Here is an 18,134-nt window from a genome sequence, read left to right as displayed (position 1 = left end):
TAACAAATCACCGCGACAGCAGGAATCTTAAAATGAGCTGGATAAAAACCATCCCCTACGATACGGCCACTGGCCGGTTGAAGAAACTCTACGACCGCGTCACCGGCCCCGACAACAATGTCGACAACATCATGATGGCGCATTCCTTGCGGCCGCATTCGATGGAAGGACATATGGCGTTGTACAAGAATGTGCTGCACCATTCGGCCAATCAGATTCCCAAGTGGTTTCTCGAAACTCTGGGTGTCTGGGTCAGTTCTCTGAACCACTGCGGGTACTGTGTCGAGCATCATTTCAACGGGTTGCAAAGGCTGTTAGGCGACGAAGTGCGCGGTAATGCAATCCGTGCCGCGATCGAAGCTGGGACACCCGAAAGCGCTCCATTGGAGGCTGCTCAGGTTGCGGCCATGTTGTATGCGCGCAAGCTGACGCAGGCCCCGGCGGATCTGGTGGAAGACGACATAGCCGTCCTGCGCAACACAGGGTGGGACGATGGTGAAATCCTCGAGATCAATCAGGTCTGCGCCTATTTTGCCTATGCCAACCGCACCGTTCTGGGGCTGGGATGTTCCACCGAGGGTGATATTCTGGGGCTGTCCCCCAATAACTCGGCTGATCCTGCTGATTGGGGACATAAATAGGCCTCAGCCGTCTGTCCACTCAATGATTGCCTGTGCCATTGCTTCGGGCTTCTGGTGGTGTAACCAGTGATCCGTGCCCGGAATATCGACTCGTGTGAGGTCGGGCGCGAAATCTTCCAGACCGTCTGTCGCCTCGGGCAGCAGCGCTTTGTCATCGGAGCCCCATAGCAAAAGATGTGGACAAAGAACCATCAGCCGCTCGACCGGAAGCCGGGGCAGGTCTGTGCAGGGCTCGCCCGGTTTCGCCACAACCAGCGGAGATGCCCGATACCAGTTCAGCATGGCATTCAGACGACCGGGACGGGCCCATTCAGTGCGATAGTCCTCCATCCGGTCATCGGACAGCCAGTCCAAGCCCATCCCGTGGCGAAAGAAACTTTCCAAGCGGGTAAAATTGTTCGCGGCAAAGTGTGTTGCGGCATCAGGGGCCCGTAGCGCGTTAATATATTGAGAGGCCGCGGATTGCGCGCCGCCCGATGCCATAGCCCGTTGGAAGGGCACCGGGTGAACGCCGTTTGCGATGATCAGGCGACCGACGAGATCTGGGCGGAACATGGCCAGGCCATAGGCGACCGCGGCGCCCCAGTCATGGCCCAGAAGGCTGATTGGCGTATCCAGACCTTCGACAAGTGCGATCATATCCGAGACTAGCTCGGACGTAGCATATTGGCCGACACCTTCTGGTGCCCAGCTTTGGCCGTAACCGCGTTGATCAGGGGCAATGCAATGGAAATGAGATGCCAGATGTGGCGCCAGATCGGCCCATGCCCCACCATATTCCGGAAAGCCGTGCAGCATCAGCAAGGGTGGCAGGTCGGATGACCCCCAACGGCGAATATGAAACTTCTGGCCATTCAGGATCTGAAATCGGGTTTCCATGTTTCTTGGCCTTTTCGCCGTATAAGTGAATTTGGTTTGACCCCAATCAAAGCGCGAAAGCTTCGGTTCTGCTAGCCGTTTTTTCGAACAGTGAAAAAAAGGAGAATATGTATGGATGCAGCTGCGCAACCCGAGCAAAATCTACCACGCGTGAATGACGAAACACCTGTTGCAGGTGCTGTTTCCGAGCCAAGCCCGGAAAAGATCCGCAAGGCATTCGAAAGCGGAAGATATCCCTATCATCGCAAGATGCCCCGGCGGGTCTATGAGGCCGAGAAGGCCAAACTGCAGGCTGAGTTGCTTAAGGTTCAGCTGTGGGCGCAGGAAACCGGTCAACGGTTCGTATTGCTGTTTGAAGGGCGCGATGCGGCTGGTAAAGGCGGTACAATCAAACGGTTTATGGAACACCTGAACCCCCGTCAGGCGCGCGTGGTCGCCCTTAACAAACCCACCTGGGAAGAAAAGGGCCAATGGTACTATCAGCGCTATGTGCACGAGCTTCCCACCGTTGGTGAAATGGTGTTCTACGACCGCTCTTGGTACAACCGCGCCGGGGTCGAGAGGGTGATGGGGTTTTGTTCTCCGAACGAGTACCTAGAGTTTATGCGCCAGACGCCAGAGCTTGAACGGATGTTGGTGAGGTCGGGAATTCAGCTTTACAAATACTGGTTTTCGGTCACGCAACCCGAACAACAGCGGCGGTTTCAAAGCCGTGAGACCGATCCGTTGAAGCAATGGAAACTATCTCCGATCGACAAGGCAAGCCTTGGCAAATGGGATGACTATACCGAGGCGAAAGAGGCGATGTTCTTTTATACAGACACCGCTGATGCACCCTGGACCATCGTGAAATCGAATGACAAAAAACGCGCTCGTCTGAACTGTATGCGCCACTTTCTGTCGACACTTGATTACCCGGACAAGGATCACGGCATTGTTGGCGAGCCCGATCCTTTGATCGTGGGTCAGGCGCATCATGTGATCCACCGATCCGAGCATATTCTGGGCAACGCGCTGCATCCTGACGCCCGCTGCTAGGCCTAAGGTTCGGGGCAGGGCACCTGTCCCGGATCCATGTCTCACTCTGAAATTTCTCTGTTCCGGTCTTGTCCCGGCCTTTCGCCGGGCCTATGGCTGGTGGAATGAATAAGGTGATGACATATCAAGGCCATTTCCGTGCCATTGCCGTCTTGGGTCTGCCATTGGTTGGCGGGCATCTGGCGCAGTTCGCAATCGGTCTGACGGACACGATCATGCTTGGCTGGTACGGGGTCGAAGCTTTGGCGGCGGTCACGTTGGCCAGCAGCTTTTACTTTGTCCTGTTCCTGTTCGGGGGCGGGTTCGGTCTGGCCGTTATGCCAATGGTGGCAACAGCCGCTGCCGAAGACGATGAAACCAGCATTCGCCGTTCGACCCGCATGGGGCTCTGGTTGTCGTTGCTATATGCAGCAGTGGTAATGCCATTGCTGTGGTGGTCATACCCGATCTTGATCGCCACAGATCAGGATCCACAGGTGGCGGAAACTGCATCGGAATACCTGCGGGTTGCAGGCTGGGGTCTGTTCCCCGCTCTGGTGGTAATGGTCTTGAAGTCCTACCTTGCGGCGTTGGAGCGAACCCAGGTTGTTTTGTGGATCACCGTTGCTGCTGCGGTGGTGAACGGTCTGACCAACTATGCTTTGATCTTTGGCAACTGGGGTGCGCCTGAACTGGGCGTGATGGGCGCCGCTATCGCTTCGGTCGTGACGCAGACCGTGTCGTTAATTGCGGTTATCATCTATGCTGTAAAAGTTCTGCCCGAGCATAGCCTGTTCCAAAGGTTTTGGCGGCCCGACTGGGAGATGCTGCTGAGCGTTCTGAAGCTAGGCATACCCATCGGGCTGACCCTGCTGGCCGAAGTGTCTCTGTTCGCGATGTCGGCCTTTATGATGGGTTGGATCGGTCAGGTGCCGCTGGCGGCGCATGGGATCGCTCTGAACCTCGCCTCGGCGACATTCATGGTGCATCTGGGCCTGTCCAACGCTGCCACGATCCGGGCGGGCAATGCGCTTGGCCGCAAGGACCGCGCGCATCTGGAAAAAGGTGCCGTCGCCGTGACAGGGATGTCCCTTGTGGTGTCTATCCTGACAATCATCCTGTTCCTGACCTGCGCCGAGCCTCTGATTTCCGTATTTGTGGAACCGCAGGATCCGAAACGCCCCGAGATTCTGGCCATAGGTACCGGGTTGCTGGCCATGGCTGCGTTGTTCCAGCTGGTGGACGGTGCACAGGTGATCGCGCTGGGCCTATTGCGCGGATTGCAGGATGCCAAGGTGCCAATGGTCATGGCGGGGCTAAGCTATTGGGTCGTCGGAATTCCGGCGTCCTACTATTTTGGGTTCATCCGCGGCATGGAGGGCGTCGGTGTCTGGTTGGGCCTTGTGCTGGGTCTTGCCTGTGCCGCCGTACTGTTGATGGCGCGCTTCTGGCTGCGATCAGTGCGTATAATCGCTGAACCGGCAGCGTGAAGGCAAATTAGCCATTGTTCAGCCGGTCGGCTTTCTTCCGAACCAATACGCTGCGCAGATCATGCATCGCCAGTAGTAGCCGGTCCGTAACGTCCTCGAGCTGTTGGTCAGTCGCTTTGGACTGGGCCCACTGTGTGGTTAGGTTCAGATAGTCCACCGCGCGGTGAATATCGTCGATATCGCGCTGCGCCAGAAGATCTTTACGTTCTGCCATCCAGCGCTCGATTTCGGCCTGATCCGCCTCAGTCAGAGCGCGCTGACCCTGCGGCTTCACCTCTCCATTGCGGATGTTGATGACCGCGATCTGGTTCATTTCAATCCGACGTTGGCGGTTTTCCGTGTCGATCCGGAAAACCGCGGCACCGTTTTCGCGTATGCGGAAATAGTACTCAGGCAATTCGGCAGTCATAAGGTCTCCGATCAGGTCAGCGAAGCACAAAAACTCTGAATGCGCGTGCAGGCTTCGGTCAGCGCTTCATCTGACGTAGCATAGCTGACGCGGAAGTTGGGGGACAACCCAAACGCAGCGCCGAAGACGACTGCAACGTCAGCCTCTTCCAAAAGCGCGGTTGCGAAGGCTTCGTCTGTGTCGATCAAAGTGCCTGCAGGCGTGGTCTTTCCGATCAACCCGGAAATGGAAGGGTAGACGTAAAACGCACCTTCCGGAGTTGGGCAGGTCACTCCTTCGATCTGGTTCAGCATGCTGATGACCAGATCACGGCGGCGTTTGAACGTTTCATTGTTCGGGGCCAGAAAGGACTGTGTACCGTTCAGCGCCTCTACCGCCGCCCATTGGCTGATCGAGCAGGGGTTCGAGGTCGATTGAGACTGAACCTTGCGCATTGCCGCAATCAATTCGGCAGGCCCTGCTGCATAGCCAATCCGCCAGCCAGTCATAGCATAGGCTTTGGATACACCATTGCAGGTCAGGGTGCGGTCATAAAGCCTGGGCTCGACTTCTGCCGGTGTGCAGAACTCAAACCCGTCATAGGCCAGATGCTCGTACATATCATCCGTCATTACCCAAACATGCGGGTACCTGATCAGGACATCGGTCAAAGCTCTCAATTCCGCACGGCTATACCCTGCACCGGTTGGGTTGGACGGAGAGTTGAAGATGAACCATTTGGTCCTTGGTGTAATTGCTGCCTCAAGCTGTTCAGCGGTTAGTTTGAAACTGTTCTCCAAGGTCGTTTCAACTGTCACAGGCGTTCCCCCGGCCAGAAGAACCATATCGGGATAGCTAACCCAATAAGGTGCAGGTATGACCACCTCATCGCCCGCGTTCATGGTGGCCATCAGCGCGTTATACAGCGTCTGCTTGCCACCGGTTCCGACCGAGATCTGAGCAGGCGAATAGTCCAGTCCATGATCACGTTTCATCTTGGCGCAAACCGCCTGCTTCAGCTCTGGTATGCCATCGGGCGCGGTGTATTTGGTCTTTCCAGCAGCGATGGCCGCCACCGCAGCATCCTTGATGTTTTGGGGCGTGTCGAAATCTGGCTCCCCGGCGCTTAGGCCGATTACGTCTCGTCCGGCTGCCTTTAATTCGGCCGCCTTGGCTGTCATCGCGATTGTTGGAGATGGTTTTACGCGTGACAGTGTCGCAGACAGGAAACTCATGGTCGGCCTCAGTTTGTATGTTTAGCCTGACTGTCATAGGGTGCGCCTGAACGACGATCAAGCGATATAAAACAAGAGATTTGGAGACCCCGATGAACGACGAAAATGACTGGTACGGACCCGACGCGGCGACATTCGGAGACCGGCTGGCAGGGGCGCGTGAAGCAGCGGGGATGACGCAGGCACATCTGGCCCGCAGGCTGGGTGTCAAGAAGTCTACGATTGCCGCCTGGGAAAATGATCTGTCTGAGCCCCGGGCCAACCGACTGTCGATGATGGCAGGCATGATCAACGTTTCGATCATGTGGCTTCTCACCGGCGAGGGCGACGGGATGGACGCCCCTGTCGAGGCTGGAGAAAACGCACCTGACCTGGCCGGAATCGTATCCGAGCTTCGTTCAATCCGAGGCGAGATGCGCGCCAGCGCCGAGCGGGCTGCAAGACTGGAGAAACGTGTGCGCATGATGCTGGAGGCGGAATAGTGGTCGAACCGCGCAATGTCAGGATCAAACGGATGAAAATGCGTTCCATGCGACGCGGCATCAAAGAGATGGATCTGATTCTGGCTGCCTATGCAGACCGCAATCTGGACTCCATGGATGCAACAGGGCTGGATGTTTACGACGCCCTGTTGCACGAGAATGATCAGGACCTGTATCAATGGGTCACCGGTCAGGTCCTGCCACCTGCCCAATTCTCGGACCTTGTTTCCGAAATCGCACAAACCTTTCAAAAATAAAGATTATCCAGCTTAACTGATTTTTCGGCTTTTCGCTTCATTCTGCCTGAAACTGCGCGAATGAATCGGAGGATCGTATGAGTTTGGAAATGCAGGTCTCCGCGCCGGGGGTCAAAGGCTTCATGACCAGCTATCTTGAGGCACTTGCTCTGGTCGAGCGGCTTCATCGTTTGTTGTTGGACGTCATCAAAGATGAGTTTGAACGGGTCGGAGTTCTTGAGATCAACGCGGTTCAAGCGTTGCTTTTGTTCAATATCGGAGATCATGAGGTTACCGCTGGTGAATTGAAAAGCCGCGGCTACTATCAAGGCAGCAATGTCAGCTACAACCTCAAGAAATTGGTCGAGATGGGGTATATGCACCATCAACGTTGCGAAATAGACCGCCGTTCGGTGCGTGTCCGGTTGACGCCACAGGGCCGGGAAATCCGCGATATCGTCTCCGAGCTGTTTTCGAGACATGCCGAAGGCCTACAATCGCGCGGCGTGCTTGGACTGGAAGGGATCGAAGACATTACCGGAGCATTGCGGCGGGTAGAACGGTATTGGACGGATCAGATCCGCTATATCTACTGATGCTTGGTCGGCCTCTGTCCCGCATCCGATAGGATCAGGCCTTCAAGTTCGCGGATCAGTTTACGGGTCATTGCTTCTTCGTAATCGTCAAAGCCCAGGGCAACCTCAACAAAGGCGCCGGGGCCAAGGATGACCCATGCTTTGAAATAGGCCAGCAGCTCTCCGACCTGAACATAGCGGGTGCTACCGATGTCAGGGTCGTCGGCACCGATGACCAGTCCATTGATCGTGATACCGTCGTCAGAGAGCGTCTGTTTCGCATTTCTTGGATGCAGGCCGATATTGTGCTTTCCGTCCCCCGACAGATCCAATGTCCGCTTCCAGCAATCGGGTTTCTGGCCCAAAAGTTCGGCACCGAACAGCATGGCGGACCCGACGGCGGTTCCTTGCGGAGCGCCGCTGCGTTTCACATGGTCGAGCAGGGTGGCTATGCGCTCCAGATCGAGGTCCGATTGTACTGCGGTCCAGCCCAATAACAGGCGTTGGTGGCCGGGTTCGCTCCACTCATAAATCGCGATGTGTACCGGGTTTGCTGTGTTCGAAAGAAAGAGTTGCTTAATCTCGGGCCTGCGCAAAGCACCTGCCAAGCCGCCAAGCTGTAACCGGTATTCCGAGCTGTCGACCGATCCCGACACATCCAGGCCCAAAGCCAAAGCATGGCGGCATTCTGATGCCGCAGAGGTGGCCAATATGCTGACTATCGTTGCAAGCGCACGTATCATCGCTGGCCGGGGCCCGACAATGCGCCGATCTGCATACCTTTTAGTTCGCGTTCAAGTTTGCGCCGCATGGCGCGTTCGAAATCCTGGAACCCGTCGGCGATTTCCAGGAACGCGCCGGGGCCGTACAGGACATTGTTTTCAAAAAAGGGAATCAGATACAGCTCGCCTTCGAAGTCGGCGGCATTAATGACCAGGCCATTCACAATCGTATTCTCAAAGGGAAAATGCCGATAGGCGGAATCCGGGCCATATCCATCGTTGTTCGAACCGTCACCTGACAGATCAATGGTTTGAAAAAGACATGTCGGGGCCTGCTGCATCAGCGTCGCCCCAAAGGCCAGCGCATACCCCATCGCCGTGGCCGAGTCGCTGTCTGATCGGACCGATTGCTGTATCGTGGTCGCTGCCACCAGCAAATCGGTCTGCGTGTTGATCATCGTCCAGCCCAGTATGATATGCTGAACGTCCCGGCCGCTCCATTCATAAACAGCCAGCGCGACCGGCATCGGCGAGGAAAAGAAGGCCTCGGTCACCTCGGGGGCAACCAACGCTGCGGCAAGGCCCTGCCTTTGCAGCGCGTCCTCTTCTGCGCTTACCGATGTTGAAATGTCCATTGCCAGCGCAAGCGCAAGGCGACAGGGCTCGGCCCGCAGAGGGCTGGCTAAAAAGGCTAGGCCCAGTGTGATCAACCAGCGGATCACCAGTGCCCGGTGCTTTCCATGCTGGCCCAGGGTTCGGCCGGTTCCAGCGCATCACCGTTTTGTAGCAACTCTACCGAGATATTGTCGGGTGACCTGACAAACGCCATTCGGCCGTCGCGCGGTGGCCGGTTGATCACGACTCCATTGTCCTGCAGGTGCTGGCAGGTTTCATAAATATTGTCGACTCCATAGGCGAGATGGCCGAAATGGCGGCTGTCGTTGGGCAGATCGTCATCCCCATCCCAGTTATAGGTCAACTCGATTGGTCGATCCTCTTGCCCAGCAGGAGCCATGAAGATCAGGGAAAACCGCCCCTGTTCGCTGTCATAGCGGCGCGTTTCCTTAAGGCCCAGCAACTTGTAAAACGCCATGGATTTGTCCAGGTCCTTCACGCGAACCATGGTGTGGAGGTAAGTGAGCCCCATTGCGGGTTCCTTTCTGTTCCGGTGATGCCCTGCACCTTAGCGCGCGTACATCACGTGTCGAGAGGCCGCACGGACACAATTCTGAAAATGCAAATGTGGGCGCACATATCGCGGTTCCTGTCTTTTGATTGGCGATATATAGTGGCAGGCGACTCATTGCTGGAAAGGAAATTTCATGCCGCTGTCCTCTGACCAACTGGCCGAGATCGAAGCGCAACGGGCGCAATCGCATCCAACACGCCGTGTTGTAGCTGCGGGGATGGAGGAACACCTGTACACGGCGCATCAGGTTCTGGACCACGGTTTTGTGCGCGTGATCGACTATATGGGTGATGACGCTGCGATTTGTCAGGCCGCACGCGTGTCCTATGGCAAGGGCACCAAATCAGTGCAAAATGACGAAGGGTTGATCCGCTATCTGATGCGGCACTGGCACTCGACCCCGTTTGAGATGTGCGAGATAAAGTTGCACGTCAAGTTACCGGTTTTTGTCGCGCGACAGTGGATTCGGCACCGGACAGCGAATGTGAATGAATATTCGGCGCGCTATTCGATTTTGGACCGTGAATTCTATATCCCGGCACCCGAGCACGTGTCCGCGCAGTCCGAGATCAACAATCAGGGTCGCGGCGATACGTTGCAGGGCGAAGAAGCCGCGCGCGTCCTTGAGATTTTGAAAGCTGACAGCGCGCGTTGTTATGACAATTACGAGGCGATGATGGGTCAGGACGGGCAGCAAGGGCTTGCGCGTGAACTGGCGCGGATGAACCTTCCGGCGAATATCTACACGCAATGGTACTGGAAGGTTGACCTGCACAACCTGTTGCACTTCCTGCGTCTGCGCGCGGATCCTCATGCCCAATACGAAATTCGTGTTTACGCCGATGCCATGTGCAAGATCGTCGCTGATTGGGTGCCGGCCGCCTATAAGGCGTTTGAAGATTACCGCCTGGGTGCGGTCAATCTTTCCGCGCAGATGGTCGACAGCCTGCGTCGGATGTTGGCCGGAGAGACGGTCACGCAGGAAAACTCGGGCATGACCGGGCGGGAATGGCGTGAGTTCGAGGCGATCATCAAGGAAAGTTGAGTGCGCTTGCGGTCTGTCTATACGGGGCGTCATGAAATGGTTGCGATCGTTTCATGACACTTTCAGTTTTGATCAAAACCGGTTGTCTGACCCTGTTCCTGCCTCGCGTGGCACAGGCCGAGTCCCCCCATCGTCGATGGTGATTTGCGAACCCACGGCTACATGCACCAAAAACTTGCGCTCCAGTTCACCTCTGACCGGGCAAGAGCCGGGATGTGCGATCCTGAACAACTGATGGAAGTGTGGACTAGATAATCCGGCAACTGGACGATAGTGGTCACCTGTGCGACCAGTACGTCCTGAATCGTGCCATGTGGAAAAATTGAACCACGCGCCCCGAAAGCAGCAGGGCGCGAGAATAGGCACATCACTTTCGATGGCCAACGGCCTGAAATTGGCCGTTGTCCTGATTTTCGTACCCGCAGTAACGGGATTTTACAGTGGCTTCAAATCTGAAGCCATTTGTCGGCCGTCACGTCCGTCTTCCAGTTCGTAAGCGACCTTCTGATTGTCAGCGAGTCCGGTAAGACCAGATCTTTCAACGGCCGAGATGTGAACAAATACGTCCTTGCCGCCTTCATCAGGGGCAATAAACCCATAGCCTTTGGTGGTATTGAACCATTTCACGGTGCCAGTTGGCATTTCCCGTGTCTCCTTCTACTTGCACGTTGTCCCACAAAATTGGTGGGGGTAGCGATTGACGTAACCGCAACACATCACCGTCTCGTCCACACGACACGGCCCGAATTACGTGTTTCGTCTTTTTCAACATTGCACGGTGAAGTAAAAAATCAAGAAATACCGGAATACACTGGCGAATTTGCCCATTATCAAGATCGAAACAGGAGCAGCCTGAAAATGCGCGTATATGGATTGAAGACTTGCGATACTTGCCGTAAGGCTTTGAAATTGCTTGAGGGTTCGGATTTTATCGATGTTCGCGCGCAAGGTGTGCCGGATGCGGTACTGGCGCAGGCCCTAAAACGTTTCGGCGAGGCTTTGCTCAATACCAGGTCGACAACGTGGCGCGGGTTGGATGCAGAGCAGCGCAAAAAAGAGCCGCTGGAACTCTTGCAGGAACACCCAACCTTAATGAAGCGACCGCTTGTTGAGAAAGACGGTGCACTTTATCTGGGCTGGACGGCTGAAACGCAGGCAGCCCTTGGCGTTGGCTGAGTGGGTACTTATGTGGTTGGTCGCAAGCTAGAGGGTTCTAAATGCGTAACGCAGCGATGATTTTAGGGGTAGTTGCCGGTCTGATCGGCATGTTGGTCGGGTTTGTTGGCTATGGATATGTCGAGTTGATCGACAGGTTTGGCGAAATCGACGGGATTGCCGAGCAGGTGGACAATGCGCAGTTGATCCGAACCGCGGCGATCCTTGCGCCTTTATTGGCTATTGCGGGCGGGGCGATGGCACATGCCCGCGCTCTGATTGGTGGCGTGTTGCTGCTGATTTCTGCGGCTGGGATGTATTATGCGTTCGGGTTCAATGTGTTCACCATGTTCCCGGTCGCCTTTGCCGCCGTGGCGGGTCTCCTTGGGCTGGCCGCGGGTAAACCGGACGAGCCCAAGGCACATTTCTGAGTTACTTCAGGCGCAGGATGCGATCGATCGAGATCGGGCCTGCGCCGTTTATCGCGATGACCAGAAACAGGAAAGTCCACATCACGCGCTGATCCATCAAAGTAAGTGCGTTGTCGAACAGGCCTCCCAGTTTGACGCCATGACCGGTCACGTCGACAATGGTCTGGACCCAAACAAACCCAATCATCCCAAGGGCTGCCACCCGGGTCAGCAGGCCGATCAGCAACAAGGCTGGCAGGACAAATTCGGCGGCTGTTCCCAGAAAGATTACGACGCGTTGGAAAAAAGTCATCTGGGTTACGTCATAAAGTACGGCCTCTGCCGCTTTGGGGAAAATCTGCCCAAACGCCCCCGCTGACGGAGAGAAAATCGATCCGTCGATTTTCAGGGTGGCTGAGTTCCAGTAGTAGACAAGCAACACGGCAACAAAGACAAGACGCGCCAGGGTTGGTGTCAGCCAGTTGGCCGAGCTGTCGATCCGTCCCAGGACGTTGTTATGAAGAGAGATCAGGGCAGTCATGTTGCCAGCCTTTCAATAGTCACAGAAGTGATAGCGCCGCCCTGTAACAGCAGCGCCAGAGTGGCCCCAAGATCAAAATCCGGGGTGGTTTCGGTAGTGTTTTCAAATGCCTGTCCGATTGTGTTTCCGGCCTGCATAGCGGCGATCCAACCCGCCCCGCCTTGCGGCAGGGCCTGAGGAACAGGATCATATTCGCGGCGCGTGATCAGGGTATCTTCAGCACCAGCTTGGGGTTTCGGTGCGCCGTCTTCGGTATTGAACCGCCATATCGAAAAGATGGGCCAGTCCGAGCGCAAGATCTGCATCGAAGGTGCGAATTCCAATCGGGCCCGGAAAAGATCTTCGGGTGGCACGGCTAATGCGTCGTCCGGCGCTGGCACGCTGTCCTCCGCGTGGTAAGATCGGCGAAGGGCCAGTTCCAGTCGCGCCACATCGGGCAGGTACCCGATATGCGACAGCTGATCCATCCCGGCCAGGAAATCCGGAAACGCTTCGCCATAGAACATCATCAACGGCGAGGTTGGTGGGTGGCTGCGCAGAAAAAGCCCGGCCAACCCGTCCATGTTTTGCGAACCCAGCAACTTGGCGATAACCGGGAAGGCCTGATGCATGGCTTCGGTCAGCGAAACGGCAACATTGTTGCGATAAACACTGAAACGCCGTCCCGCCGGCTGATCCGACGCGTCTACAAGGCCCTCAGGCACCGACATGGCTGGATCCAGCAAAGCCAGATGAAACTCTTCTTGCGACACGCTCATGCTGGAATGCGGTCCAGTGCCGCTTGGGCGCGATCGGCTTCGGCACGCAAGACAGGCCAATCAGGGACGTCGGTATCCCATTCCACCAGAACAGGTTTTGGTCCCGATTGTTCAAGCACATAATTCAGAAGAGCCCAAACCGGATCAACCACTTCTCGCCCGTGGCTATCGATCAGCAAGGGAAGCCCGTGGTCGTCTTCATCCTCATCATGCCCGCCAAGGTGGATCTCACCAACCTTGTCCAGCGGATAGGCGTCGATATAGCTCTGCGGTGAGAAGTCGAGATTTGTCGCCGATACGAAAACGTTATTCACATCCAGCAAGAGCCCGCATCCGGTGCGGCCCGAAATTTCGCGCAGGAAGTCGGGTTCGGACCACGTGCTTTCATCAAATGCTAGATAGCTTGACGGGTTTTCAAGTAGCATCTGTCGCCCAACGACATTCTGAACTTGGTCGATATGATCGCAAATCCGTGCAAGGGTTGCGTCGGTATAGGGCAGGGGCAACAGATCATTCAGGAAGTGACTGTCATGTGTCGACCAGGCCAGATGTTCGGAAAAGCTGGCGGGGTTGAGCCAGCCGACGAGGTGTTTCAAACGGGCCAGGTGGTCGGTATCTAGCGGGCCTTCACTGCCGATGGACAGGCCAACGCCGTGGACGGAAATCGGGAAGTGTTCCGACAAGTGCCGCAGCTGTGCCAGCGGGCGGCCACCATCGCCCATGTAATTCTCGGCGTGGATTTCCAGCCATGCGACCGGTTGCGGGTGATCCAGAATCTGCTGGAAATGCTGAGGCTTATAGCCGACGCCTGGTGCCGCAGGCAGCCTGTTCGATCGGATTGTGCTGTCCAGCATCTGGTAACCTCGCGGTCTTGAAAAAAGAGGCGGGCGATACTTGCCCGCCCCTCAGATTTGGCAAAAACTCAGGCTTATGCCGGCAGGTCGCGCTCCAGCGGCTCGAGCGATCCCTTGCGGGCAGCGCCGTCAGCTGACTGAGGCAGGTCGATATCGGCGCAGGTGCCGGCATCTACCAGCGTCCAGGCATTGCCCTGATAATCAACAGTCGAGGTGCCCGCGCACGTGGTGCCAGGACCGGCGGCACAATCGTTCTGACCGGCCAGAGAAACGCCATAGCACTTTTCTTTGGCTTGTGCGGATGCAGTTGTGGCCATGCCTGAAACGGCTGCGGCTACGGCGCTAGCGATGACAAGGGATTTAGCGGTGTTCGACATCTCGGTTATCCTTTTGATGACTGCGTATGTCTGTGTTCGACAATGACAAAGGTAATGGGTTGCAGGTCACAGTTGAATTCACGAGCCTGTGTCTCACGAGCCCGTCAATGACTGTCATGACATCTTGCAAACTAATAGTTTGTTTTAGAAGAGATAAAACGCAAATGTTTCAATCCGGCCCCTCAGAGAGGGCCGGATTTTGTGCAATTTGCCGCTGATTGTTACAGCAGGTCGGGCGGCGTAGCGGCCCGCGACAGTTCATTTGTTACAGCTTCAAGCGGCTGCACTTGTGTCTGTTTCTCACCAAGACGACGGACACTGACTGTGCGGTCCTCAACTTCACGGTGACCGACGGCCAGAATGACCGGAACTTTGCCGACCGAGTGTTCACGAACCTTATAGTTGATCTTTTCGTTGCGGATATCCGCCTCGGCTCGGACACCTGCGGCCTTGAGTGTCTCAACCACTTCCTGCACGTAACCGTCAGCCTCGGAGGTGATCGAAGCGACCACGACCTGACGCGGGGCCAGCCAGAAGGGCAATTTGCCCGCGTGTTCTTCGATCAGGATGCCGATGAACCGTTCGAACGAACCCAGCGTTGCACGATGCAGCATGAAGGGGCGGTGCTTCGATCCGTCCGCGCCAATGAAATTGGCGTCCAGCCGCTCGGGCAGGTTGGGGTCCACCTGAAGGGTGCCGCATTGCCAAGTACGGCCGATCGCGTCGGTCAGGGTGAATTCAAGCTTGGGTCCGTAGAAGGCGCCTTCGCCTTCGAGAAGCTCATAGTCGTATCCTGCGGCCTTGCAGGCGTCACCCAGGGCTTTTTCGACCAGATCCCAGCTTTCATCCGACCCGATGCGTTTTTCCGGGCGCGTCGAGAGCTTGATGGTCCAATCATGGAAACCGAGATCGGCATAGACCTTCGACAGAAACGCGATGAATTTTGCGGTTTCAGATTCGATCTGATCTTCGGCGCAGAAAATATGCCCATCGTCCTGGGTAAAGCCGCGCACCCGCATGATACCATGCAGCGCGCCAGAGGGTTCGTACCGCGCGCAAGACCCGAACTCGGCCATGCGCAGAGGCAGATCGCGATAGGATTTCAGACCCTGATTGAACACCTGCACGTGGCAGGGACAATTCATCGGCTTCAGGGCGTTCACGGCCTTTTCACGGGCATGTTCCTCGTCGACTTCGACGATGAACATGTTTTCCTGATACTTGTCCCAGTGGCCCGAGGCTTCCCACAATTTGCGGTCAACAACCTGCGGTGTGTTGACTTCGACATAGCCGTCACGTTCCTGCATGCGGCGCATATAGTCCTGCAGGGTGGTATAGATCTTCCAGCCATTCGGATGCCAGAAGATCTGGCCCGGAGCCTCTTCCTGCATGTGGAACAGGTTCATTTCGCGGCCCAGCTTGCGGTGGTCACGCTTGGCAGCCTCTTCCAGCATGTGCAGGTGCGCTTTCAGCTTTTCCTTGCCGGTAAAAGCCACGCCATAGATGCGTTGCAGCATCGCACGGTCGCTGTCACCGCGCCAATAGGCGCCGGCGATGGACATCAGCTTGAACGCATCGCCCGGAACCTGGCCGGTATGCTGAAGATGCGGGCCACGGCACAGGTCCTGCCAGTCGCCATGCCAGTACATGCGCAATGGCTCGTCGCCCGGTATGGCGTCGATCAGTTCGACCTTATAGGGCTCGTTGTTTTCGGTGTAGAAATCAATCGCGCGCTGACGGTCCCAGACCTCGGTGGTCACGGTGTCGCGTTTGTTGATGATTTCCTTCATCTTTTTCTCAATCGCGCCGAGGTCTTCGGGCGTAAATGGCTCGGCCCGGTCGAAATCGTAGTACCAGCCGTTTTCGATGACGGGGCCGATGGTGACTTTGGTATCGGGCCAGATCTCCTGCACGGCGCGGGCCATGATATGAGCCAGGTCGTGGCGGATCAGTTCGTTTGCCTGATCTTCATCTTTCATGGTGTGCAGGGCGATTTCGGCATCAGATTCAATGGGCCATTGCAGATCCCAATGCTGGCCATTCACCGTGGCTGAGATGGCCTTTTTGGCCAGTGAGGTCGAGATGTCGGCGGCCACCTGCGCAGGGGTTACACCCACGTCATAGGATCGTGCATTGCCGTCAGGAAAAGTGAGAGAGATTGACTGTGCGTCCAAGGCCATGGCTGGCTCTCCTCGTCGGTTTGGCGCCCACTGAACGCCCGGTTGCGGGTTTTGTTGTGTTCGCTTCATTTGTCAGGTGGGGGTGAACCTGTCAAGGGCCGGCGCGAGGGGCCGGCCCCTCGCGCTCCCAGAGGTATTTTTGGCCAGATGAAGGGGGATCTGGGAATTGCACTTGGGGGTGGGGCGTGCATGATATCGGAAAAAGAAAAGAGGGTGTCATGGCAGCGACGAATTTTCTGGAAACGGCGCAGGGACGGCGGCTGGCCTATCACAAAAGCGAGGGCACCGGGCCGACCATCGTGTTTCTGGGCGGGCTCAAATCCGATATGGAAGGCACCAAGGCGGTGCATTTGGAGGCCTGGGCGAAGGGGCGTGGCCATTCATTTCTGCGGTTCGACTATTCAGGTCACGGTGAAAGCGGGGGCAAGTTCGAAGAAGGATGCATTGGTGACTGGCATGAGGATACGCTGGCCGCGATCACGGAATTGACGGATGGGCCGCTGATTGTTGTCGGCTCGTCCATGGGGGGGTGGCAGGCGCTGCTGTTGGCCAAAGCGCTGCCAGATCGGATTCAGGGAATGGTGACCATCGCTGCTGCGCCGGATTTTACCGAGGACGGGTATTGGGCTTCATTCTCGAAAAACCAGAAACAGGCACTGGAAACTGTTGGCCATGTCGAGCTGCCTTCGGACTATATGGAGCCTTACATCGTGACCAAACGGATGATCGAAGATGGTCGCCAACATTTGGTCCTGCGCAAGCCTCTGCATATGCCTTTTCCCGTGCGGTTTTTGCAAGGTACCGAAGACACAGCGGTTTCAATCGGAACAGCAGTGCGCCTGATTGAACATGCGTTCGGGCCCGATATGCGCCTGTCATTGATCAAGCACGCCGATCATCGCTTTTCGGATGGCCCATGCCTTGGGTTGATCGAACAAGCCGTTCTCGATGTGATGGCAGCCCAATAATGCGGATATTGGGTCGCGTTTTTCTGACATTGATCGTTGCGTTTGGCCTGATCTATTGGTTTGGCCCGCGTGAGAAGGTTGATCTGGCCCCAACATTTGACGCGCGCAAATTCGGTGAAGGGGTGCAGGTCTATTTCGAAAGTGTGGAATCTGCATTCGCCGACATCATTCCGGGGGTCGAAAAGCGAGTTATTTGGCAAGAGGGCTATAAAGAGCAGCGAACACCTGTTTCGATTCTATATCTGCACGGGTTTTCTGCATCATCCGAAGAGATCCGACCGGTTCCCGATCTGCTCGCCGAAACGTTGGGCGCCAATCTGGTCTACACGCGGCTGCAGGGTCATGGTCGCGGGGGGGATGCAATGGGTGAGGCGACAGCCTCGGGTTGGATGCAGGATCTTGCCGAAGGGCTGGCTGCTGCACGGGCGGTTGGGGAAAAGGTCGTGGTGATTTCGACATCAACCGGCGGCACGTTGGCAGCTGCGGCCGCACTGAATGAAGAGCTGAGCCAAAACGTTGCGGGGATCGTATTTGTTTCTCCGAATTTCGGCGTTAAAGCGGCCGGCGCATGGATACCCGGATTGCCTTGGGCGCGCATCTGGTTGCCCCTGATTATGGGTGAAACCCGGGGCGTCGCAGGGGTGAACCCGGAAATGAACAAATTCTGGTCGGCGGTCTACCCTTGGCAGGCCGTGGTGCCGATGACAGTGCTGGTGGATGTGGTCTATGCGCTGGATTTTTCAGACGCAAGGGTTCCCGCGTTGTTCTGGTTCTCGAATGAAGATCAGGTCGTGCGTGCCGACCTGACCCACGAGATTGCCAAAGCATGGGGCGCCCCTGCGTCGGTTGTGCTGGTAACAATGGGGCCCGGGGACGATCCTAATTCCCATGTGATCGCCGGGCGGTTGATGTCTACGGGGCAGACCGACGATGTGGTGGCTGGTATTCTGAGATGGCTGAATACCTTGGGGATCGAGTGAGGAAGAAACAAT

General features: G+C 56.3%; 23 protein-coding genes. 11 read left to right on the top strand and 12 right to left on the bottom strand.

What is annotated here, in order from left to right:
• Window positions 1-32 precede the first annotated feature (32 nt).
• The gene (locus AC2FH8_RS04880; protein WP_496688555.1) at window positions 33-641 is read left to right on the top strand and encodes a carboxymuconolactone decarboxylase family protein; all 609 of its coding nucleotides are present in this window, start codon (window positions 33-35) and stop codon (window positions 639-641) included.
• Window positions 642-644: 3 nt separating this feature from the next.
• Here the strand turns inward: AC2FH8_RS04880 and AC2FH8_RS04875 are convergent, their stop codons facing one another.
• Window positions 645-1,520 (bottom strand): alpha/beta fold hydrolase, encoded by an 876-nt coding sequence (locus tag AC2FH8_RS04875; protein ID WP_496688553.1) that lies wholly within the window; start codon window positions 1,518-1,520, stop codon window positions 645-647.
• A gap of 111 nt (window positions 1,521-1,631) precedes the next feature.
• On the opposite strand from AC2FH8_RS04875, the gene ppk2 reads away from it, so the two are divergent.
• Window positions 1,632-2,558 carry a polyphosphate kinase 2 gene (ppk2, locus tag AC2FH8_RS04870; RefSeq protein ID WP_142632960.1) on the top strand — a complete coding sequence of 309 codons (927 nt, stop codon included), beginning with the start codon at window positions 1,632-1,634 and terminating at the stop codon, window positions 2,556-2,558.
• Window positions 2,559-2,662: 104 nt separating this feature from the next.
• Entirely contained in the window at window positions 2,663-4,027 is a 1,365-nt protein-coding gene (locus AC2FH8_RS04865) for an MATE family efflux transporter (protein WP_496677908.1), read from the top strand.
• Between the two features lie 7 nt (window positions 4,028-4,034).
• On the opposite strand, the gene AC2FH8_RS04860 is transcribed toward AC2FH8_RS04865, so the two are convergent.
• Window positions 4,035-4,436 carry a hypothetical protein gene (locus AC2FH8_RS04860; protein WP_281971859.1) on the bottom strand — a complete coding sequence of 134 codons (402 nt, stop codon included), beginning with the start codon at window positions 4,434-4,436 and terminating at the stop codon, window positions 4,035-4,037.
• 11 nt (window positions 4,437-4,447) lie between these two features.
• The gene (locus AC2FH8_RS04855; protein WP_496688551.1) at window positions 4,448-5,650 is read right to left on the bottom strand and encodes a pyridoxal phosphate-dependent aminotransferase; all 1,203 of its coding nucleotides are present in this window, start codon (window positions 5,648-5,650) and stop codon (window positions 4,448-4,450) included.
• Between the two features lie 92 nt (window positions 5,651-5,742).
• Between AC2FH8_RS04855 and AC2FH8_RS04850 the strand changes: the two genes are divergently transcribed.
• The 3 genes from AC2FH8_RS04850 (at window position 5,743) to AC2FH8_RS04840 (ending at window position 6,964) form a co-directional block, all read left to right on the top strand.
• Window positions 5,743-6,132 (top strand): helix-turn-helix domain-containing protein, encoded by a 390-nt coding sequence (locus AC2FH8_RS04850; protein WP_142632968.1) that lies wholly within the window; start codon window positions 5,743-5,745, stop codon window positions 6,130-6,132.
• 32 nt (window positions 6,133-6,164) lie between these two features.
• Entirely contained in the window at window positions 6,165-6,389 is a 225-nt protein-coding gene (locus AC2FH8_RS04845; protein ID WP_281971861.1) for a succinate dehydrogenase assembly factor 2, read from the top strand.
• 77 nt (window positions 6,390-6,466) lie between these two features.
• The gene (locus AC2FH8_RS04840) at window positions 6,467-6,964 is read left to right on the top strand and encodes a MarR family winged helix-turn-helix transcriptional regulator (RefSeq protein WP_496688549.1); all 498 of its coding nucleotides are present in this window, start codon (window positions 6,467-6,469) and stop codon (window positions 6,962-6,964) included.
• On the opposite strand, the gene AC2FH8_RS04835 is transcribed toward AC2FH8_RS04840, so the two are convergent.
• From AC2FH8_RS04835 to AC2FH8_RS04825, 3 genes are read right to left on the bottom strand one after another with little or no spacing between them, the layout of a single operon-like run.
• Complete coding sequence (locus tag AC2FH8_RS04835) at window positions 6,958-7,686, bottom strand: DUF1194 domain-containing protein (protein WP_496688547.1); 729 nt, start codon at window positions 7,684-7,686, stop codon at window positions 6,958-6,960. The two genes, AC2FH8_RS04840 and AC2FH8_RS04835, sit on opposite strands and share 7 nt — an antisense overlap.
• Entirely contained in the window at window positions 7,683-8,387 is a 705-nt protein-coding gene (locus AC2FH8_RS04830; protein WP_271947892.1) for a DUF1194 domain-containing protein, read from the bottom strand. Before AC2FH8_RS04830 ends, AC2FH8_RS04835 begins: the two co-directional genes overlap by 4 nt.
• Window positions 8,384-8,812, bottom strand: coding sequence for a VOC family protein (locus tag AC2FH8_RS04825; protein WP_142632976.1), 429 nt, complete (start codon window positions 8,810-8,812; stop codon window positions 8,384-8,386). Before AC2FH8_RS04825 ends, AC2FH8_RS04830 begins: the two co-directional genes overlap by 4 nt.
• 175 nt (window positions 8,813-8,987) lie before the next feature.
• Here AC2FH8_RS04825 and thyX point away from each other — a divergent pair, with 175 nt between their 5' ends.
• Window positions 8,988-9,899, top strand: a complete 912-nt coding sequence (thyX, locus tag AC2FH8_RS04820) for an FAD-dependent thymidylate synthase (RefSeq protein ID WP_496688545.1) — start codon at window positions 8,988-8,990, stop codon at window positions 9,897-9,899.
• 435 nt (window positions 9,900-10,334) lie between these two features.
• Here the strand turns inward: thyX and AC2FH8_RS04815 are convergent, their stop codons facing one another.
• Window positions 10,335-10,541: a cold-shock protein gene (locus AC2FH8_RS04815; RefSeq protein ID WP_142632979.1), complete on the bottom strand. Its 207-nt coding sequence runs from the start codon at window positions 10,539-10,541 to the stop codon at window positions 10,335-10,337.
• Window positions 10,542-10,757: 216 nt separating this feature from the next.
• On the opposite strand from AC2FH8_RS04815, the gene AC2FH8_RS04810 reads away from it, so the two are divergent.
• Window positions 10,758-11,075 (top strand): ArsC/Spx/MgsR family protein, encoded by a 318-nt coding sequence (locus AC2FH8_RS04810; RefSeq protein WP_281972388.1) that lies wholly within the window; start codon window positions 10,758-10,760, stop codon window positions 11,073-11,075.
• A gap of 41 nt (window positions 11,076-11,116) precedes the next feature.
• Window positions 11,117-11,485, top strand: coding sequence for a hypothetical protein (locus tag AC2FH8_RS04805; protein ID WP_142632981.1), 369 nt, complete (start codon window positions 11,117-11,119; stop codon window positions 11,483-11,485).
• A gap of 1 nt (window position 11,486) precedes the next feature.
• Here AC2FH8_RS04805 and AC2FH8_RS04800 read toward each other — a convergent pair whose 3' ends face one another.
• The 5 genes from AC2FH8_RS04800 to thrS form a co-directional block, all read right to left on the bottom strand.
• Window positions 11,487-12,005, bottom strand: a complete 519-nt coding sequence (locus AC2FH8_RS04800) for a DoxX family membrane protein (protein WP_281971865.1) — start codon at window positions 12,003-12,005, stop codon at window positions 11,487-11,489.
• Entirely contained in the window at window positions 12,002-12,763 is a 762-nt protein-coding gene (locus tag AC2FH8_RS04795; RefSeq protein ID WP_496688542.1) for an HvfC/BufC family peptide modification chaperone, read from the bottom strand. Before AC2FH8_RS04795 ends, AC2FH8_RS04800 begins: the two co-directional genes overlap by 4 nt.
• A complete protein-coding gene (gene bufB / locus AC2FH8_RS04790; protein ID WP_281971867.1) occupies window positions 12,760-13,617 on the bottom strand; it encodes an MNIO family bufferin maturase in 858 nt (285 codons plus the stop codon). The genes AC2FH8_RS04795 and bufB overlap by 4 nt, the downstream gene beginning before the upstream one ends.
• Window positions 13,618-13,691: 74 nt before the next feature.
• Window positions 13,692-13,994, bottom strand: coding sequence for a BufA1 family periplasmic bufferin-type metallophore (locus AC2FH8_RS04785; protein WP_142632987.1), 303 nt, complete (start codon window positions 13,992-13,994; stop codon window positions 13,692-13,694).
• Between the two features lie 221 nt (window positions 13,995-14,215).
• Complete coding sequence (thrS, locus tag AC2FH8_RS04780) at window positions 14,216-16,174, bottom strand: threonine--tRNA ligase (RefSeq protein ID WP_142632989.1); 1,959 nt, start codon at window positions 16,172-16,174, stop codon at window positions 14,216-14,218.
• A gap of 218 nt (window positions 16,175-16,392) precedes the next feature.
• Here thrS and AC2FH8_RS04775 point away from each other — a divergent pair, with 218 nt between their 5' ends.
• Together AC2FH8_RS04775 and AC2FH8_RS04770 are read left to right on the top strand one after the other, a co-directional pair.
• The gene (locus AC2FH8_RS04775) at window positions 16,393-17,142 is read left to right on the top strand and encodes an alpha/beta fold hydrolase (protein ID WP_282027330.1); all 750 of its coding nucleotides are present in this window, start codon (window positions 16,393-16,395) and stop codon (window positions 17,140-17,142) included.
• A complete protein-coding gene (locus AC2FH8_RS04770) occupies window positions 17,142-18,122 on the top strand; it encodes an alpha/beta hydrolase (protein ID WP_496688539.1) in 981 nt (326 codons plus the stop codon). Before AC2FH8_RS04775 ends, AC2FH8_RS04770 begins: the two co-directional genes overlap by 1 nt.
• Window positions 18,123-18,134 lie beyond the last annotated feature (12 nt).

Source organism: Ruegeria sp. CDSC025 (assembly GCF_059610805.1).
The sequence above is the reverse complement of the archived record's forward strand: the minus strand, read 5'-3'. Positions and strand labels throughout refer to the sequence as shown.